General features: G+C 36.6%; 15 protein-coding genes. All 15 read left to right on the top strand.

Annotation, left to right across the window (positions count from 1 at the left end; genetic code table 11):
- Positions 1 to 9: 9 nt before the first annotated feature.
- Positions 10 to 801: a glycosyltransferase family 2 protein gene (locus PAUR_RS14720; RefSeq protein WP_192508427.1), complete on the top strand. Its 792-nt coding sequence runs from the start codon at positions 10 to 12 to the stop codon at positions 799 to 801.
- Positions 801 to 1,730, top strand: a complete 930-nt coding sequence (locus PAUR_RS14715; protein ID WP_192508426.1) for a glycosyltransferase family protein — start codon at positions 801 to 803, stop codon at positions 1,728 to 1,730. Before PAUR_RS14720 ends, PAUR_RS14715 begins: the two co-directional genes overlap by 1 nt.
- Positions 1,717 to 2,868 carry a hypothetical protein gene (locus PAUR_RS23615; RefSeq protein WP_225738362.1) on the top strand — a complete coding sequence of 384 codons (1,152 nt, stop codon included), beginning with the start codon at positions 1,717 to 1,719 and terminating at the stop codon, positions 2,866 to 2,868. The genes PAUR_RS14715 and PAUR_RS23615 overlap by 14 nt, the downstream gene beginning before the upstream one ends.
- Positions 2,869 to 2,895: 27 nt before the next feature.
- Complete coding sequence (locus PAUR_RS14705; RefSeq protein WP_192508594.1) at positions 2,896 to 4,062, top strand: nucleotide sugar dehydrogenase; 1,167 nt, start codon at positions 2,896 to 2,898, stop codon at positions 4,060 to 4,062.
- Between the two features lie 42 nt (positions 4,063 to 4,104).
- Positions 4,105 to 5,526, top strand: coding sequence for a mannose-1-phosphate guanylyltransferase/mannose-6-phosphate isomerase (locus PAUR_RS14700; protein WP_192508424.1), 1,422 nt, complete (start codon positions 4,105 to 4,107; stop codon positions 5,524 to 5,526).
- A 29-nt stretch (positions 5,527 to 5,555) separates the two neighbouring features.
- A complete protein-coding gene (locus PAUR_RS14695; protein WP_192508423.1) occupies positions 5,556 to 7,034 on the top strand; it encodes a phosphomannomutase in 1,479 nt (492 codons plus the stop codon).
- Positions 7,035 to 7,487: 453 nt separating this feature from the next.
- A complete protein-coding gene (locus tag PAUR_RS14690) occupies positions 7,488 to 8,612 on the top strand; it encodes a polysaccharide export protein (RefSeq protein WP_192508422.1) in 1,125 nt (374 codons plus the stop codon).
- Positions 8,613 to 8,621: 9 nt separating this feature from the next.
- A complete protein-coding gene (locus PAUR_RS14685; RefSeq protein ID WP_192508421.1) occupies positions 8,622 to 9,056 on the top strand; it encodes a low molecular weight protein-tyrosine-phosphatase in 435 nt (144 codons plus the stop codon).
- Between the two features lie 15 nt (positions 9,057 to 9,071).
- On the top strand, positions 9,072 to 11,321 hold the full coding sequence (locus PAUR_RS14680) for a polysaccharide biosynthesis tyrosine autokinase (RefSeq protein ID WP_192508420.1): 2,250 nt from the start codon (positions 9,072 to 9,074) through the stop codon (positions 11,319 to 11,321).
- Between the two features lie 20 nt (positions 11,322 to 11,341).
- The gene (gene tviB / locus PAUR_RS14675; protein WP_192508419.1) at positions 11,342 to 12,622 is read left to right on the top strand and encodes a Vi polysaccharide biosynthesis UDP-N-acetylglucosamine C-6 dehydrogenase TviB; all 1,281 of its coding nucleotides are present in this window, start codon (positions 11,342 to 11,344) and stop codon (positions 12,620 to 12,622) included.
- Positions 12,623 to 12,705: 83 nt separating this feature from the next.
- Positions 12,706 to 13,734, top strand: coding sequence for an NAD-dependent epimerase/dehydratase family protein (locus PAUR_RS14670; protein ID WP_192508418.1), 1,029 nt, complete (start codon positions 12,706 to 12,708; stop codon positions 13,732 to 13,734).
- A gap of 94 nt (positions 13,735 to 13,828) precedes the next feature.
- The gene (locus tag PAUR_RS14665) at positions 13,829 to 14,953 is read left to right on the top strand and encodes a polysaccharide biosynthesis protein (protein ID WP_192508417.1); all 1,125 of its coding nucleotides are present in this window, start codon (positions 13,829 to 13,831) and stop codon (positions 14,951 to 14,953) included.
- A 45-nt stretch (positions 14,954 to 14,998) separates the two neighbouring features.
- Complete coding sequence (locus tag PAUR_RS14660; protein WP_192508416.1) at positions 14,999 to 16,087, top strand: hypothetical protein; 1,089 nt, start codon at positions 14,999 to 15,001, stop codon at positions 16,085 to 16,087.
- Positions 16,056 to 17,105, top strand: coding sequence for an ATP-grasp domain-containing protein (locus tag PAUR_RS14655; protein WP_192508415.1), 1,050 nt, complete (start codon positions 16,056 to 16,058; stop codon positions 17,103 to 17,105). The genes PAUR_RS14660 and PAUR_RS14655 overlap by 32 nt, the downstream gene beginning before the upstream one ends.
- Positions 17,092 to 18,243 (top strand): glycosyltransferase, encoded by a 1,152-nt coding sequence (locus PAUR_RS14650; protein ID WP_192508414.1) that lies wholly within the window; start codon positions 17,092 to 17,094, stop codon positions 18,241 to 18,243. Before PAUR_RS14655 ends, PAUR_RS14650 begins: the two co-directional genes overlap by 14 nt.
- Positions 18,244 to 18,247: the final 4 nt, after the last annotated feature.

The raw sequence follows: 18,247 nt of genomic DNA, 5'->3' as shown, positions 1-18,247 counted from the left end.
GAAGCTATTTTGAAATTTACGGTTATTATTCCTTTTTACAATCAACAACGGTTTGTGAGCGAGACAATTTCTAGTGTATTAGCTGCTATTCGTGATGAAGACGAGATTATTGCAATTGATGATTGTTCAGCGGATGCTACGTTTAGTATCTTACAAGAGTGCGCCAAAAATGAACCAAGGCTAGCAGTGTATAAAAATGATGTTAATTTACGTCAAGTTAAAACACTGAATCGAGCGGCCTCAATGGCATCGGGAAACATATTGGTTGTTTTAGGAGGTGATGATTTACTCGGTCATGGGTTTGTTGAGCAGTTAATCCCCCATTTTGATGAAGGGATTGACGTAGCTTTTTCACCCGTTTGTTTTTTCCATGATATCAGTGAGATTAATTATTCAGCGAGTTGCAGTCGGAGCAACGATACTTTGAGTTTTTATGATGCTTTATTTGGTTGGGGAAGTAAAGCTGGGGAAAAGTATAGCATTATTGGTTGTGCTATTAGAAAATCAACTTTTTTGGAGTTAGGTGGCTTTTCAGAAAATGTTGTAATTGAAGACCATGATTTCTTTTTAAAAGCAACTAAACACAAAAAATTGCTGCGTTTAATCGGCGGAAGGTATGCGTTTTACCGACAAGTACCGGGGAGTATATCAAGTAATATGCGGCGTATGATAAAGGAAGATTACAGGGTAATTAAAATGCATGCTCATGGTGCGACTAAATATTTAGCAATGAGTAAAAGGTTATTGATATTCCTAGCTGTGTTCATTAAGCGCCAATTGCGTGGAAAAAGAGGTGTATAATGGGAAAAAGTGTGTTGGTTGTCTCATTTATATCAAGTGTTCAAAATGGTGTAGGGCTATTGGCGGAGCAAATGAGAGAAGATGAAGATGTTCACTTTGAATTTTTCTCTAAATCACTCAAAAGTATTGTTGGAGATTTTTTTCGAATAATTCGAAAGGGAGCAAGATGCGACACAATAGTAATAAACTACGTGTTTTTATGTTTATTATTTGCACCCATATTTCGATTGCTGGGTAAAAATGTAGTATTTGTACCCCACGAAGGGGAACCGTTATTTCCAAACAGACTAAAGAGTGAGATTCACATTATTCGGCGTATTATCGCGTCTAAACGTTTAACCTCGGTGTGTGTACATTTAGCAAATAAAACACTTTGTTTATCAAAATTGCAAGCAAAAGCCTTGGGGACCTGCGATAAGGATATAATTCATTTTGGTACTCGCTTTCCTTTAATTTCTTCTAATGAAGATTCTAACTTATTTTTCTTTCCTAACAGGAAGCATGAAGAAATTAAAGGCTATGGTTTAATCAAGTCGTGTCATCACTTAATGATAAACCATGATGAAGGGGAGTTAAGTTATGATAAGATGGTTGAATTTTACACACAAGCGAAGGTCGTATTGATCCCTTCTATGATAGAAACATACTCTTATTGTATGGCCGAAGCAATGTTAGCCAATTGTATTGTAATTGTTACTAAGGATGTTGGCTTAGCATATGATTTAGAAGAGAGAATTGGAGGGGGTGAGCTAGAAAGTTACGGTATCTATATTGTAGATAAACCTGAGGATGTAGCTAAATTAGCCCTTAAGCATTATGAGTTGCTTATAACCCGACCATCTAGAACGAGAGAGCTAGCTTTAGAGCATGGTTTAGATGGAGTGTCAGCAATTAAGAAATTAGAAGCATTTAAAGATGATAAGAAATAACTATTTATTGTTTATTATCATAATGTCTGTAGCGAGTTTTATTTCTTATACGTACTATAACCCGTTACCAACAAATATGTTGTTTGAGCTTATGCTCTTAGTGAGTTTATTACTGCTTGCGAAAAAAATGCACGCGAGTGCTTGGCTAGTTGTTGCTGGTTGCTTTCTGTATATTACATACACATTCGCGATAGCATATTTTCACCTCGTGCATTTACAAGATTATTTACTTGCATATAAATCATTTATATACATGATGATATTAGCGTTTTTTTCAGGGAAGTGTTTATTTACAAAAAAGCAGGTTTTGACGCTTTTTAATGCTTTACTGTGGATTTTTTTATGTAAATATATAATTTGGTTGGTTTTTTCTGAAATAAAGAGACCTGGCGTTTTTGTTGAAAATAATTTTGAAATAATGACTATGTTATTTATTTCTTTGGCAGTTTGGTCACTTGAGAAAAAGCTTACTACTGTTCAATGGGTTTTATTAACACTCATTATTTTTATGTCAGGCTCCCGCTCTGGTGTTGTTTCGTATTTTGCAATGATTGCTTTATTGTCAATTCATTCATTTAACTTTAAAACATTTCTGAAGTTGTTTCCTATTGGCATGGTTGGTATTGGTGTTATCGCTGTACTTGTAAGTCGCTTATCAGGGGGAGATGTGAGCGCAATAGATCGTGTTGTTTTTGCTCAAGGCTTTCTATTTGCTATAGAAGATTGGGGTTGGTTAAATTTCTTGTTTGGCTCTACCCCACTTACTGCGTTACCAGAATCAGTATGTGACAGACTCGTTTTTTATGAGTCGCTCTTTAGTGCAAAAGACCCAAGTGTATGTTATTCAGTAATTTTACATTCGTATATAATGAGGCAAGTGTTTGATCACGGGGTTTTCGGTCTTTTTATTGTTTTTTTTATCATTAACCATTTAATGAAAATTAGTTTAGTGCCTTCAAGAGCAAGAAAGTGCGTGTTAGCTATCTTATTTCTAAATGGTATGTCGGTAAGCTCTATTAATAGTGTTTATGCAGTAGTTGGTTTGGTCGTGATTTTAACGACCTTTTACCCCCATAGGTATGCCTTTGAAAAAACACGTTTGACTTTACAGCGTAAAGCCGTATTAGATAGCCAATAATATTCATGGAAAGGATGGCAGGAAGTGATTAAAATTTCGGTTGCAGGAACGGGATATGTAGGGCTCTCAAATGCACTTTTGCTCGCACAGCATAATAGGGTTGTAGCTTGTGACATTGATGATAGAAAGATACAACTATTAAACGATAAACAGTCTCCGATAATAGATAATGAGATCAGTGCGTTTTTAGCCAGAGATGATATAAGTTTTGAGGCCACGACCAATAAGGCTGCTGCGTATCAAAACAGTGATTTTGTTATTATCTCTACACCAACTGATTACGACCCTGATACAAATTATTTTGATACGTCATCAGTAGAATCGGTACTCATTGATATAAAGAAAGTATCGCCAAATAGCGTAGTTATCATTAAATCAACAGTACCGGTAGGCTATACGGCAAGTTTACAACAACGTTTTCCTGACTTAAAAATTTACTTTTCGCCAGAATTTTTAAGAGAAGGAAGTGCATTGCATGATAATTTGTACCCTTCACGCATCATCGTTGGCGGTAAAACAAAACATGCTGAAAAGTTTGCACAACTTTTACTTCAAGGCGCAAAAAAACAAGATACTCCTATACTACTCACAGAGTCTACCGAAGCTGAAGCAATAAAGCTTTTTTCAAACACGTACTTAGCTATGAGGGTGGCTTACTTTAATGAGTTAGATAGCTATGCGGAAGCCCATAACTTAGATAGTAGGCAAATAATTGAAGGTGTCGGCTTAGATTCTCGGATCGGTAGTCATTACAATAATCCCTCTTTTGGATATGGTGGATATTGCCTTCCTAAAGATACTAAGCAACTTCTCGCTAATTATGAAAATGTACCGAATAATATGATAGGTGCAATCGTTGAAGCAAATACTACAAGAAAAGACTTCATCGCAAATTCTATTTTGTCTAAAGCGCCAAATATCGTTGGTATTTACCGACTAGTTATGAAATCTGGATCTGACAACTTTCGTGCATCAGCTATCCAAGGAATTATGAAGCGTTTGAAAATGAAGGGGATTACAGTCATCGTTTATGAGCCAACCTACAATGAAACACATTTTTTTAATTCAGAAGTTGTGGTCTCTTTAAATGAGCTTAAGGCACGCTGCGATATTATAGTGTCAAATAGGATGGTTGATGAGCTTATTGATGTGCAAGAAAAAGTATATACTCGGGATATATTTGGTAGTGATTGAGTTCATACCCACTGTCATTAGTCTGAAATAAGTCGTTTTATTATGCATCATGATGAAAAAATTCTACCAGTTATAATGGCGGGCGGCTCTGGTAAGCGATTGTGGCCATTATCTAGGGAAAACTATCCGAAGCAGTTTTTGTCGCTCGACAATAGCCAGAATTCAATGCTGCAACAAACTATATGCAGATTAAACGGCATTGCCCATGAACCGCCGCTAATTATATGCAATGAGGAACACCGCTTTATTGCAGCAGAGCAGCTGCGACAGTTGGATAAGACGTTGGGAGGGATTTTTTTAGAGCCTGAGGGACGTAATACAGCACCTGCAATTGCATTAGCCGCATTTCAAGCCATAAAAAATAGTCAGGATCCACTCCTTCTTATACTTGCTGCAGATCATGTTATTGGCGATATTGATGCGTTTCAGCATTCAGTTCAAGCTGGCGCTGAACATGCTGCAGTAGGAAAACTCGTGGTTTTCGGAGTTGATGCCAATACGCCAGAAACGGGATATGGATATATTAAAAGAGGTGTTCAATGTGGTAGTGGTTACATTGTAGAGCAATTTGTTGAAAAGCCGAGCAGAGAAGTCGCAGAGCAATACTTACTGTCTGGGGAATATTGCTGGAATAGTGGCATGTTTTTGTTTCGAGCTAGCCGTTACCTTGACGCTCTTAATGAATATAGACCGGATATCTTCTCAGCATGTAAAAAGGCCACGGAAGTACAAAAGCTAGACTTGGACTTTATCCGCATCGATAAAAACGCTTTTATGGCATGCCCTGATGAATCTATAGATTATGCAATTATGGAGCATACACCAGATGCCGTTATGGTACCAATGAATGCGAAATGGAATGATGTAGGCGGGTTTGAAGCGCTTTGGAAAATATCCGAAAAGGACAATGGTGGCAATGTATTTTCTGGTGATGTCTATCATGTAGACTGCGAAAACTCATTTATTCATACCGATAGTAAGCTTGTTGTGGCTGCCGGTGTTAAAGATCTAATAATTGTATCAACAAAAGACTCGATTCTGGTTACCAATAAATCTTGCGTTCAAGAGATCGGGTCGATTGTGCAAGCATTGAAAAAAAATGCAAGAGAAGAGGTTAAATACCACCGAGAAGTATATCGACCTTGGGGGAAGTATGATTCGATAGATAGTGGGGAATGCTTCCAAGTAAAGAGGATCACAGTAAAACCAGGAGCAAAGTTAAGTGTGCAAATGCACCATCATCGAGCTGAACATTGGGTTATTGTGTCAGGTACAGCAAAGGTTACAATTGATGGTAAAGAGCAATTAGTAACTGAAAACGAGTCAGTGTATATTCCAATTGCTGCAGTACACGCTTTAGAGAACCCAGGGAAAATCGACTTGGAAATAATAGAAGTGCAATCTGGGCGCTATTTAAAGGAAGATGATATTGTACGTTTTGAAGATCGTTATGGTCGAGTTTAATCTAAAGTGTTTACGGTAAATTTGCCATCATGTTATTTAGTGCTGTGGTTATTAAGCAAAGCGGAGTCTCGTTTGGCACAAGCGGTGTAAGAGGCTTAGTTGAAAAACTCACCAAAGATGTATGTGCCGCTTTTACGGTAAATTTTATCAATGTAATGCAAGCGTCTTTTGATTTTGATGAAGTTGCGATTGCAATTGATAACCGGCCAAGTAGCGTCAAAATGGCCCAAGCTTGCGCTGCGTCATTATCACAACTGAATATTAAAGTAATATACTTTGGTGTCGTTCCCACGCCAGCATTAGCATATAGCGCTATGTGTGATCGCATTCCAGCAATAATGGTTACAGGAAGTCATATTCCTTTTGATCGTAACGGCTTGAAGTTTTATCGTCCTGATGGGGAGATCACGAAAGACGATGAAGCCAGCATTTTAAATGCGAGTGTTGAATTCAAATCAGTGATCCTCCAAAATGAATTATTTATAAGTAAAGTTGCAGAAGAGCGCTACATAGAACGATATACTTCATTGTTTGATAAAAATATTTTTAAGGGATTGCGTGTTGGTGTTTATGAGCACTCAAGTGCTGGAAGGGATTTATATGCAAAAATATTCACTCAATTAAACGCTCACGTTATACCTCTAGGAAGAAGTGACGAATTTGTTCCAATTGATACTGAAGCTGTTTCGATTGAAGATAAGCAAAAGGCACAGCTGTGGGTTAATGAGTATCAACTTGATATGTTGTTTTCAACGGATGGTGATGGCGATAGACCTTTAGTTGCGGATGAAAAGGGTCATTGGTTTAGAGGTGATATATTGGGGCTATTATGCGCAAAAGCTCTAGGTATTGAAGTACTCGCAGTTCCTGTTAGTTGTAACAGTGCAATAGAGTTGAGCCAAGCTTTTAAACAAGTTGTTCGTACTAAAATTGGTTCACCATATGTAATAAGTGCATTTGCTTCCCATTGTTATACAAAAATAAAAGAGGGCATTGATGATAACAGTGTTCATGAATTAACGACAGTGCATTCTATTGCTGGTTTTGAAGCCAATGGCGGATTTTTACTCGGCTCTGATATTCGATTTAATGGCGCAAAGCTTAATGCATTGGTAACTCGTGATGCACTATTACCTGCTTTAATTGTTTTTGCTGATGTTGTGGCAAAGAAAGAGGCATTATCATTAAGTTTGAAAGAACTACCAGAGTGCTTCACTGACAGCGATCGTGTTCAGAATATTCCATCTGCTAAAAGTCAATTATTATTAGAAAAAGCAGAACAAACTCCTAGGGCATTGTTAAAACAGTTAGGGGTTAATTCGAAGGGGGGCATAGCGATTAGCAATATTGATGGTATAAAGATGACATTCGATGGGCTGTCCGTGCATCTTAGGTCTTCAGGTAATGCGCCGGAGTTACGGTGTTATGTGGAGAGTAGCTCAAGTGAGCATGCGACTGTTTTATTAAACACAATCATGTACAACTTAAAATTGGTATTGTCGAAGTAATCTTGTCGTTCGATGTGAATACAGTCAAGGTATGAAGGCGTATGTTACTGAATGTCCTTCTACGTTATTTTTAGCAAGAATACCCGTAAAGATTAAGCTGTGTATCATTAGGTTTTTGTAATTAATTTACGTCTTGTTACTTTACAAAGAGAAATTTAAAACTATAATGTGCGTTAAATATTATAGGTCCTTTTGGCAGGCTATGGATTGCTGTGATTCCTCATCTATTTATGACTGTAAATAGAACAGGAATATGCCCATTTAGGCAAGGTTGCTCTAAATTCCATATTTCTTCCATATTGTATTGTTTAAATTTACTGAATAAAGAATGGCCTGTAAGCTAAGGTTTTTTTAATGAGCTGTTAACAAGTAAGTGCGTTGTACTTGCGGTCTTACTGTGCTCGTGTTCTAATTCGGTAGATAACTGTCTTTAAAAAGCTATATGGAATAAAAATGGCTAAATGTTGTATTAAACTACTTTCATCACTCGCACTTATTTCTCTTTCTGGTTGTAATATTATTCCTGGTAGCCACTTTGAAGGGCTAAGTGGTGGGCAAGACTATAATAATGCCCAACAGGAATTAGAACATGTCAACGTTAAAATGATTGACTCCCACCTCATTCGTTCACAAAAAGCAAACTTACAACATAATGCATCTATTGCTCAAAAATCATCTCTGCAAAATGTTGATGTTACTAATTATGAGTATAAGTTAGGGGTTGGTGATGTTCTCAGTGTTGGCGTCTGGGATCACCCTGAGTTGACTATACCCGCAGCAGTGCAAAGAACTGCTGAATTTGATGGCTTCAGAGTGCAAGCTGATGGCAGCCTTAATTTTGCGTATGCGCCAGGCATTAAAGCTGCAGGCAAAACAGTTAGCCAAGTACGTCACGAGTTAATAACGCGTTTGAGTCGTGTAATTGAGGATCCACAAGTTGACGTAAAAGTTGTCGGCTTTAAAAGTCAGCGTACCTATGTAACTGGTGAAGTTAATAAACCAGGCGTATATGCAATTACAGAAACGCCGTTAACACTTATTGATGCGGTAAGTCAGGCTGGTGGTTTAACAGAAAATGCAGATTGGCAACACGTTAGCTTCACACGTGGTGATGTAACCGAAAATATCAAATTGAATGCGTTTTATTCTGCTGGTGATATCTCGCAAAACCGATTATTACAACATGGCGATATTATTCATATATCTCGTAACGATAAGCAAACTGTATTTGTACTAGGTGATGTGAAGCGTGCAGGTACGGTACAAGTTACTCGTTATGGCCTGAACTTAGCGCAAGCACTCAGTGAAACGGGCGGCTTAAATGAAACTACAGCCAATGCCAGAGGCGTGTTTGTATTACGAAAGCGTGACTTTGAGCGTGATGGTGTGTTAGCCGACGTGTATCAGCTAGATGCGAAAAGCATCGCGGCACTCGTAATGGCCGAACAATTTGAGTTGCAGCCCCGTGATATAATATATGTGACCAGTGCGCCACTTGCGCGTTGGAATCGTGTAATCAGTTTATTATTACCATCACTTTCAACGGTGGATGCGTTACAAGATATCGAAAACCAGTAAGGACATAGTATGTTTGATAGTATTTTAGTGGTTTGCGCTGGTAATATATGTCGCAGCCCTACTGCAGAGTATATTTTGAAGCATAAATTACAAGATAAGCTTATTAGAGTTTCTTCGGCAGGGTTAACCGCTCTTGAAGGAAAAGGTGCCGATGCAACAGCGATAGAGCTGGCGTCTTTACAAAGTATTGATATGTCTGAGCATAAAGGTAGACAATTAACTGCGTCTTTGATCGCTGAAAATGGGGTGATTTTAGTGATGGAGCAAAGGCACCTATCAGACTTGTGTAGTCGATACCCCCAAGCGAGAGGTAAAACATTTTTACTTGGTAAATGGTTAAACGATAAAGAAATTCCCGATCCGTATCGTCAGTCGCGAGAAGCGTTTGAACATGTATATGAATTAATTGATAGCGCCTGTGGCGCTTGGCAAAAGTATTTATAAGGAAAAGGTGCGTTTATGAATGCTCAGCCTAATTTTGTTACCAATCAACAAACAAAGCCAGTGAGAGAGCAAGCCACGCAAGATTCGCAAGAAATTGATTTAGTGGCCTTGTTTGGTGCATTGCTTGATAGAAAGCTTTTTATCGTTAGCGTTACTTCATTATTTATGCTGATTGGTGTTGCTTATGCACTTTTAAGTACACCGATTTATCAAGCAACAGCAATGATTCAAGTAGAAGAGAAAGGAGGTTCAGTGCCTGGCTTTGATGATATGTCAGGTATGTTCGAAAGCACCTCTGCAGCTGTAACTGAAATAGAGTTACTCAAATCACGCTCTATTATTGGCGAAGCGGTTGATTCGTTAAAGCTTGATGTTGCAATCAAATATAAATACTTCCCTATTATTGGTGGGAGGATGTTTCGCTCATTTTCACCAAGTGAACCAGGAGAATTAGCTCAGCCAAGCTTTGGCGGAGATAGTTATGCGTGGGGAGGAGAGCAATTAGAGATTTTTAGGTTTGATTTACCAGTTAATGCTGTTGGGCAGCAGTTTATACTTGTCGCAAAAGGAAACAATCATTTAGAGTTGCTTGATAGTAATGGAAAAGTAATTTTGAGTGGTGATGTTGGGGAAGAACTGACTAATGGAATGTTTTCACTTACAGTAAAATCTTTAGTAGCAAGGTCAGGCACTGAGTTTTATATTACTAAAAAAGACCGTTTAAACACGGTATTAGATTTACAGTCAGCAATCGGTGCCAGTGAAAAAGGGAAAGACTCTGGGATCGTAAATTTAAGTCTTCAGAATGAGGATTCAATTTATGCGGAACAGGTGCTTGATAAAGTTGCAAGCGTTTATGTTCGTAGAAATGTTGAAAGAAATAGCGCGGAGGCACAAAAGTCTCTTGAGTTTTTAAATGTACAGCTGCCGGAAGTTAAAAAACAACTTGAAGAAGCTGAACAGCTATTTAATGAATATCAAGTAAAGCGAGAATCAGTTGATATATCATTAGAAACTCAAGCTGTTTTAGAGCAAATTGTAAAGTTAGATACAAAGCTACAAGAGTTAGATTTAAAGCGGCTAGAGTTAGGGCGAAAATTTAAAAAAGAGCACCCGTCGTATAGTGGGGTGATGGAACAGATTAATGTTGTAAAAGCGCAGAAGCGTAAGTTAGCTGGTGAAGTGCAAGTTTTACCAGAAACTCAGCAAGAGTTACTGCGTTTAACTCGCGACGTTGAAGTAAATAATGAGATTTATACGCTGCTTCTAGCAAAAACCCAAGAGCTTGATATAGTGCGTGCAGGTACTGTAGGAAATGTAAGAATAATCGATTATGCTGAAGTAAACCGCTCAAAGCCGGTTAAGCCTCAAAAAGCACTGATTGTTGTTATTGCAACTATATTAGGGGGCATGCTTGCTGTAGCAATTGTGCTAATTCAAAAGGTAATGCATAAAGGCATTGAAGACCCAAGTGAAATAGAAGCTCTAGGATTACCGGTATATGCCAGTGTACCTTACTCAGAATATCAAGTTAAGTTGACAGGCTTTGCAAAAGCCCGCAAAGGAAAGGCTCAAAAAGCGAAGTCAATACTTGCTGTAGATAACCCAGCAGATTTATCAATTGAAGCTCTGCGAAGCCTAAGAACGAGTCTTCATTTTGCCATGATGGAAGCGAAAAACAATATTATTGCGATATCGGGGCCAAGTCCAGGTGTCGGAAAATCATTTATTTCGATAAATTTAGCAACAGTACTAGCGCAAAGTGAAAAAAAGGTATTGATTATAGATGCAGATATGCGTAAAGGGTATTTACAGACTCAATTCGGTATGAATTGGGATAATGGTTTAAGTGATTTTTTATCTGGCCGGTTGCAGTTAGAAGAAGTAGTTAAGCATAGTCAAGTTGCAAACTTGGACGTTATTACTAGAGGGCAGATCCCTCCAAACCCTTCTGAGCTATTAATGCATGAGAACTTTAGCAAACTTGTTGAGAAAGTAAGTAATAAGTACGATTTAGTTATTATAGATACCCCGCCAATTCTTGCTGTAACAGATCCTGCAATTGTAAGTGCTCACGCTGGTAGTACATTGCTGGTTACACGCTTTGGACAAAACCATATAAAAGAACTCGAATTAACACGCAATCGTTTTGAACAAAACGGCATAGACGTTAAAGGAGTTGTATTTAACGGGATTGTTAAAAAATCTAGCAATGCTTATGGTTATTATGGTTATTACAATTATGAATATAAATCAGAAAAATAATATGTTTTGAGAATATTAAAATGCAAGAATTATTGAAAGGGAAGAAGGTTGCAATTATTGGTCTTGGGTATGTTGGTCTACCGTTGGCTGTGGAGTTTGGTAAACAATACCAAACAATTGGTTTTGATATTAATCAGGATCGAGTGTCTGAATTGCTTGATGGGTACGACGCAACATTGGAAGTTAGCGCTGAAGAGTTAACACAAGCCACGAAGCTTGATTATTCGCATAACGTGAGCGATTTAAAAAGTTGTAATGTCTATATTGTGACAGTACCCACACCAATAGATGGTCACAAACAACCAGATTTATCACCGTTGATCAGTGCTAGTGAAATGTTAGGTACTGTCATAGGTCGTGGTGATGTTATTATTTACGAGTCGACTGTATATCCTGGAGCAACTGAAGAAGACTGCATACCGGTTGTAGAAAGGGTGTCAGGTTTGAAGTTCAATCAAGATTTCTTTGCAGGTTACTCACCAGAACGTATTAACCCAGGTGATAAAGAACACAGAGTAACGAATATATTAAAAGTTACGAGTGGTTCAACGCCTGATATTGCTGAATTGGTTGATCAGCTGTATAAATCAATTATCGAAGCAGGCACGCACAAAGCAAGTTCTATTAAAGTGGCAGAAGCAGCTAAAGTCATAGAAAATACACAGCGTGACGTGAATATCGCTTTAATTAATGAACTGTCTATTATCTTTAATTTGTTAGGGATAGACACATTAGAAGTATTAGAAGCGGCTGGTACAAAATGGAATTTCTTACCATTTCGCCCAGGTTTAGTTGGCGGGCATTGTATTGGTGTTGACCCTTATTACTTAACCCATAAAGCGCAAGAAGTTGGTTATCATCCAGAAATGATTTTGGCAGGCCGCCGTTTAAACGATGGAATGGGTCAGCATGTTGTTTCTCAATTAATCAAAAAAATGCTCAAGCAACGTATTCACGTCGAAGGAGCAAATGTTCTTGTAATGGGGTTAACCTTCAAAGAGAACTGTCCAGATTTACGTAATACTCGCGTAATTGACATTGTCGAAGAGCTTAAAGAATACAATATCAATGTAGATGTTATGGACCCTTGGTGTTCGACTGCTGAGGCAGAAAGCCAATACGGGCTGACGCTCAATACACAAGCAAAGCAAGATCATTATGACGCAATAATTTTGGCCGTTGGCCATAATGAATTTAAAGATCTTGGCGTTGATGAAATTAGAAAGTTGGGTAAAAAAGAACATGTATTATACGATTTAAAATATGTTTTACCTAAGCATGCAGTTGATATGCGGCTCTAACATCGCAAAAAATACTTGAGTTAGAAATAGGTTATTACAGCCTACTTTTGAGTAATTCTATTTATTTTATCTAAGAGTTTTATATGTCACGTTACGAAGAAGTCAAATCAGAACTGCAGAGTCACCCTAAAACTTGGCTTATAACCGGTGTTGCAGGGTTTATTGGTTCTAATTTATTAGAAACACTGTTAAAACTAAAGCAAAAGGTGGTCGGCCTAGATAATTTTTCAACGGGTCATCAGCATAATTTGGATGAAGTTAAAAGCTTGGTTTCAGAAGAGTTATGGGAAAACTTTTCATTTATTGAAGGAGATATCAGGGATTATTCAGCATGTACAAATGCTGTTAAAGGGGTTGATTACATTCTCCATCAAGCAGCGCTAGGTTCTGTTCCTCGCTCGATTGCAGATCCGATCACGACGAATGCGGCAAATATTACAGGCTTTTTAAATATGCTTAATGCAGCTAAAGACGAGTCTGTCACTAGCTTTACATATGCAGCTAGCAGTTCTACTTATGGTGACCACCCAGCACTACCTAAAGTGGAAGAGAATATAGGTAACCCGTTATCACCTTACGCGGTTACTAAATATGTAAATGAGCTTTATGCAAGTGTATTTGCCCGCACTTATGGGTTTAAGTCTATAGGACTTCGCTATTTTAATGTTTTTGGTAAACGTCAAGATCCAAACGGGGCATATGCTGCTGTTATTCCAAAATGGACCTCCGCAATGATAAAAGGCGAGGATGTTTTTATCAATGGAGATGGAGAAACAAGTCGAGATTTCTGCTTCATTGACAATGTGGTACAAATGAATATATTAGCAGCAACAGCAAAAAATGAAGCTAAGAATGAAATTTATAACGTTGCCGTCAGTGACAGAACAACACTAAATGACTTATATGAGGCCATCGTTGAGGGGTTATCAAAAAGTGAAGTACAAATAACGGCTAAACCAATATATAGAGAATTTAGAGCCGGTGATGTTAGACATTCTCAAGCCGATATATCCAAGGCTGTATCACTACTCAGTTATGAACATCCGGTTAATCTTAGGGATGGCATTCTATATGCTGTAGATTGGTATATTAATAGTATCGATAATGATTAATATTTTGTTCTTAGTGATTATGAGTTAAATCAAGATGTTTCAGAATATACTCAAAATGGTTTCTGGCAACTTAGTTGCGCAGGTAATCCAGTTTGTGTCACTTTTTTTTCTGGCTAGAATGTACTCCCCAGATGAATTCTCTGTTTTAGCGCTAGTACAATCGCTATCTACGTTTTTTGCTGTTTTTTTTTTACTACAGTTACATCACGTACTACCAATAACAAAGTGTTTTGAGGAAAAAAAAGCTCTTTTTTCTGTTTTAGTTTTTCAAACATTGATTGTGAGCTTTGTTTTTTTTAGTGTGTCATTATTAAGTTCTGGCAACATATTTCTCTTAGGTGTGTTATTGGGAGCCGTATTAGCGCTTTATAATACAAATATATCATTAATGACATCTTCTGGAGAATTTGGTCTTATATCAAAGATATATATAGCTAGAGCTGTTTTGATTTCCACTTTGCAATTTTCATTCTTCTTCTTAAGCTTTTTAGAGAGATTAGCAGTATCGGCAATTATTGCTGAGGTTATAGTCCAATTTCTATTTTTCAGAAATTATAAGCTTCTCAAGTTTGATGTGAAAATATTGAAGCTTAAGCTTATATCAGTTTATAAAACGAGATCCGATTTTTATATATATGGAAGCTTTCAAGAATTAATAGCTATTGCAGCATTTTTTATACCACTTTATTTAATTGAGTTTAGGTTTGGCTCTGAGGCATCTGGAAACTATGGTATGGCAAGTCGGCTTGTATGGGCTCCTGCTATTTTGGTTAGTTCCTCTGTTGCTCAAGTACTTTATGGAAAGCTCGGAGCTTTATCTGAAAAGGATGCGTATAATTATATTAAGAAAATAAAGTTTATACCTGTTTTTTTCCTTTTCATCCCTATTGGTATTGGTTCATTTTTTATGGAACCAATATATAAGCTTATATTGGGTGCTAATTGGGATCTGGCAGTTGAGATGTTCCCTTTAATTATATGTTGGGCGCTAATTTTTATGGTTGGTACGATTTATAGGGTTTGCTATCGAGTATTTTCGATTCAGAAAAAATTAGTGTACTTAGATTTCATATATATGTTGTTAGTTGGAGCCTCTTTTTTTGTTTATATGGAAGCTGGACCGGTAATGTCTCTTTGGTTTGTTGTACTAGCATGTGTGGTTTCAACTTCGATGGTGATTTCTGTTTTATTTTTAACTTTAAATAAGCGGTTTAGCTAATTCTATGAAGCTTTTAAATTTTAGTATCCCCTTTGGAGTATGGTAATGGCTAGAACAAGCTTTATAGTAAGTAAAAGTAGTTTCTATTTTTATGTGACTATGTTTTTCTTTTTACTCTTAGCTATTTTCTATAACTCATATTTAGTGGAGCCTGTACTTAACACATACAGTATCGACAATACAAACTCCCATATTGCTAATATTCATGATCATTTAGAATATAAGAATAGAATGCTACAACTTTCTAATTCAGAATTAAGTATCTATACATATTTTGATAATGTAACAGGTATTGCGTTGTTATATAGTTTTTTTCAAGATGTGTTTTATTGGATTTCTTTCGAAAGTGTAGTGTTGATTGTTAATTTTTTGTTTGTTTTGTTGCTGGGGGTTGAGTATCTCAAGATCATAAATATTTTAGGCTATGATAATAATGTTAAGTATTTATTTTTTTTGAATCTGTTTCTTTTGTATTCAGTTCAGTTGGCAGGTAAAGATGTTATTTATAGTTACTTCTTAATGCTGAACTTTAGATTTCTAGCTCAAGGGAAAATTCTCAAGTTCTATTTGAGTATTTTAATTTGTGCCGTTTTAGTAAGATTTCAAATTGTTCTTTTGGTTTTATTTTTACTGATTATGGAATATAAACGAATATCAGTATTATATCGAATCATTGTTTGTTATCTTTTTTCTTCGTTATTTGGGGTGTTAGCCTTTAAATATGTAATAGGCGAAGGGGCTGATTTGGGGGGGGGGATCTCTACATATGTTGCTTCTTTGAATGATAGGTATTATATAGGAAATTTTTTGCTTAACCCTATTCGATTCTTTCAGTATATAGTTGAACTAGTTAAAGCTCCTATAATGGCATTCCACCCTTACATTGATTATGTAGGCCTGACTTCGATGTTTTTTTTATTATATATATTAGCCAGAGCTCGTCGGTTGACACGATTGATTGATTTAAGCGATAATTTACCATCGCGATATTTATTTTGTATGGTGCTTCTATTGTTGGTTGTTCCTATAATAAATTTGCGATATTTTTTGATTTACACCCCATTTATAATTTTAGCTATAAATTACAGAATTGAGAATCATAATGAAAAAAATAGCTTTGTTAACAGACTATAGGGGACAGTTTTATTCTAGTATCCAAAAAAGCACAGCTGGAATGGATTTAGATAAAATTAAAAACAAGTTCTCTGAATATGGAATGTATATTGAAATTATACCTTTCCAGGATGTTGATTTCTCTCAAGATTGGTCCGAATATTACGTACTATATCAGTCTTCAGAAGACAGAGGGCTACTTTATAAAGGCTATATTTCCGATGTTTTAACAATGCTTGAAAAGTTGGGTGCAACTCTTATACCTAACTTTGAAGCATTTTATTGTCATGAAAACAAAGTTTATCAATCGTTACTTGGTAATAATATTGAACTTGAAGGTGTGAAGATACCTAAGAGTTCAGTGTATGGCACACTGGAATGCTTGGAAAACGATATTGAAAATATTCACTTTCCTATAGTCTTAAAGAGTGCTGAAGGTTGTCAAAGTAAAGGCGTAGCGCTTATTAAATCTCAAAAAGAGCTGCGAAGTACAGCTAAAAAATTGATGTCGACATTTAATTTTAAGGATGTACTTAGATATAAGTTGAAGAGCTTTTTTAAAGATGGCTACATTATGGAGTCATCTCACCGTAGCAAAGTGATTTTGCAGGAGTTTGTACCAGATCTTCCTGGGGATTATAAGGTACTAGTATATAAGAATAAAACATATGCACTAAAGCGTTTAAATCGTAAGAATGATTTTAGGGCAAGTGGTAGCGGGCGTTTTGAATTTAGTACTGATGTACCTGATGAGGTTTTACAAGCAGCAAATAACTTGGTTGAACACTTTAAATGTCCTTATATCTCAGTTGACCTTGCTTTTGATCCTAGAGGGAAAGAGGTCCACTTGATTGAGTTTCAATTTTTAATGTTTGGGACATATACGCTAGAAAAGTCACCTCATTACTTTGTAAAGGAAGATGCTAATTGGAAAGTAATTGAACAAAATTCAGTATTAGAACATGAATTAGTGGATAGTATTGTTGATTATATAAGCAAATATCATGGAGAAGTAGGCAAGTATCATGGAGAAGACTAATGTTCACTTTTTCTCTTTTGAGAATTTTAATGAGCCAGGCGCAGCTGTAAATCGACATATTGCACTTACTAAATATAGTAAGCGAGACAATACGAATAGCTTTCTTTATTCAGTATTACATAGTGCTGATACTAAAGGGAATGAGCAGCCGATTAACGCGGTTTTGCCAAGTAGTAATAAAATTTTAAAAATACTAAAGTCGATACTTTTTGCTATTTGTTCTTTGTTAACTATTCGAAAAAATTTATCCAAGGAAGACAAGAATATTGTTTTTTACCTAGGAACATCTGGTGTTTTTTTTGCGATATTCTATTTAATGGCAAAGATTTGCGGCTTTAAGCTATATCATGAACGAACAGAATTACCTTCACTTATGGTTGGAAAATCTTTCATTAAGAAAGTTGATTTTGGACTGTATCAGCTTTTTGTAAAAAAAGTAGATAGGTTGTTTGTAATTACTCAAGCTTTGAAACAACATTTTATTTCATGTGGAGTGAATGGTCAGAAAGTATCTATTTTGAATATGTTTGTTGATTTTTCTAGGTTTGATAAGCCAAAGAAAAGATCTGCCCCGTTATCGGAGCAGTGCTTTGTCATCACTTTTTGTGGTGATTTGACATCTTCTAAGGATAGCGTAAATATATTACTTGAGGCTGTGTCTGATCAAATATCAAGAGGCAAGAATATTCGCTTGAAACTAATTGGGGATAATAATACAAAATATTTCACAGATATTTTGCAGCCACTTATTCTTAAGCTAGGTATTGATAAGAATGTTGACTTAATTGGTCTCATACCCGCTTCTGATGTCCCAAAGCAGCTTACTGAATCTGATTTGTTAGCATTATCGCGAAATAACTCTGAACAGGCTAAGTATGGCTTTCCCACTAAGTTAGGTGAGTACTTGGCAACTGGAGTGCCGGTTATTGTTACTAAAACAGGTGAGATAGATGCTTTCCTTGTTGATGGTGATTCTGCATATCTTGTACAGCCAGGGTGTGTCTCAGCTCTGGCGCAAAGAATTTCAAGTGTGTTAGATGATTATTCGAAGGCCATTAATGTTGCCAATAATGGCGTCGATGTTGCTTTTAAATATTTTAATGCTGAATTGGTTGTTGAAGAAATATTCTCGGAGTGATTTA

It is taken from the genome of Pseudoalteromonas aurantia 208 (assembly GCF_014858725.1).
Lineage (GTDB): Bacteria > Pseudomonadota > Gammaproteobacteria > Enterobacterales > Alteromonadaceae > Pseudoalteromonas > Pseudoalteromonas aurantia.
The sequence above is the reverse complement of the archived record's forward strand: the minus strand, read 5'-3'. Positions and strand labels throughout refer to the sequence as shown.

Excerpts from the sequence above, each read along its gene's own strand:
- PAUR_RS14715 (WP_192508426.1), top strand. The coding sequence starts at position 801 with ATGGGAAAAAGTGTGTTGGTTGTCTCATTTATATCAAGTGTTCAAAAT.
- PAUR_RS23615 (WP_225738362.1), top strand. The coding sequence starts at position 1,717 with ATGATAAGAAATAACTATTTATTGTTTATTATCATAATGTCTGTAGCG.
- PAUR_RS14700 (WP_192508424.1), top strand. The coding sequence starts at position 4,105 with ATGCATCATGATGAAAAAATTCTACCAGTTATAATGGCGGGCGGCTCT.
- PAUR_RS14695 (WP_192508423.1), top strand. The coding sequence starts at position 5,556 with ATGTTATTTAGTGCTGTGGTTATTAAGCAAAGCGGAGTCTCGTTTGGC.
- PAUR_RS14690 (WP_192508422.1), top strand. The coding sequence starts at position 7,488 with ATGGCTAAATGTTGTATTAAACTACTTTCATCACTCGCACTTATTTCT.
- PAUR_RS14685 (WP_192508421.1), top strand. The coding sequence starts at position 8,622 with ATGTTTGATAGTATTTTAGTGGTTTGCGCTGGTAATATATGTCGCAGC.
- PAUR_RS14680 (WP_192508420.1), top strand. The coding sequence starts at position 9,072 with ATGAATGCTCAGCCTAATTTTGTTACCAATCAACAAACAAAGCCAGTG.
- tviB (WP_192508419.1), top strand. The coding sequence starts at position 11,342 with ATGCAAGAATTATTGAAAGGGAAGAAGGTTGCAATTATTGGTCTTGGG.
- PAUR_RS14670 (WP_192508418.1), top strand. The coding sequence starts at position 12,706 with ATGTCACGTTACGAAGAAGTCAAATCAGAACTGCAGAGTCACCCTAAA.
- PAUR_RS14660 (WP_192508416.1), top strand. The coding sequence starts at position 14,999 with ATGGCTAGAACAAGCTTTATAGTAAGTAAAAGTAGTTTCTATTTTTAT.
- PAUR_RS14655 (WP_192508415.1), top strand. The coding sequence starts at position 16,056 with ATGAAAAAAATAGCTTTGTTAACAGACTATAGGGGACAGTTTTATTCT.
- PAUR_RS14650 (WP_192508414.1), top strand. The coding sequence starts at position 17,092 with ATGGAGAAGACTAATGTTCACTTTTTCTCTTTTGAGAATTTTAATGAG.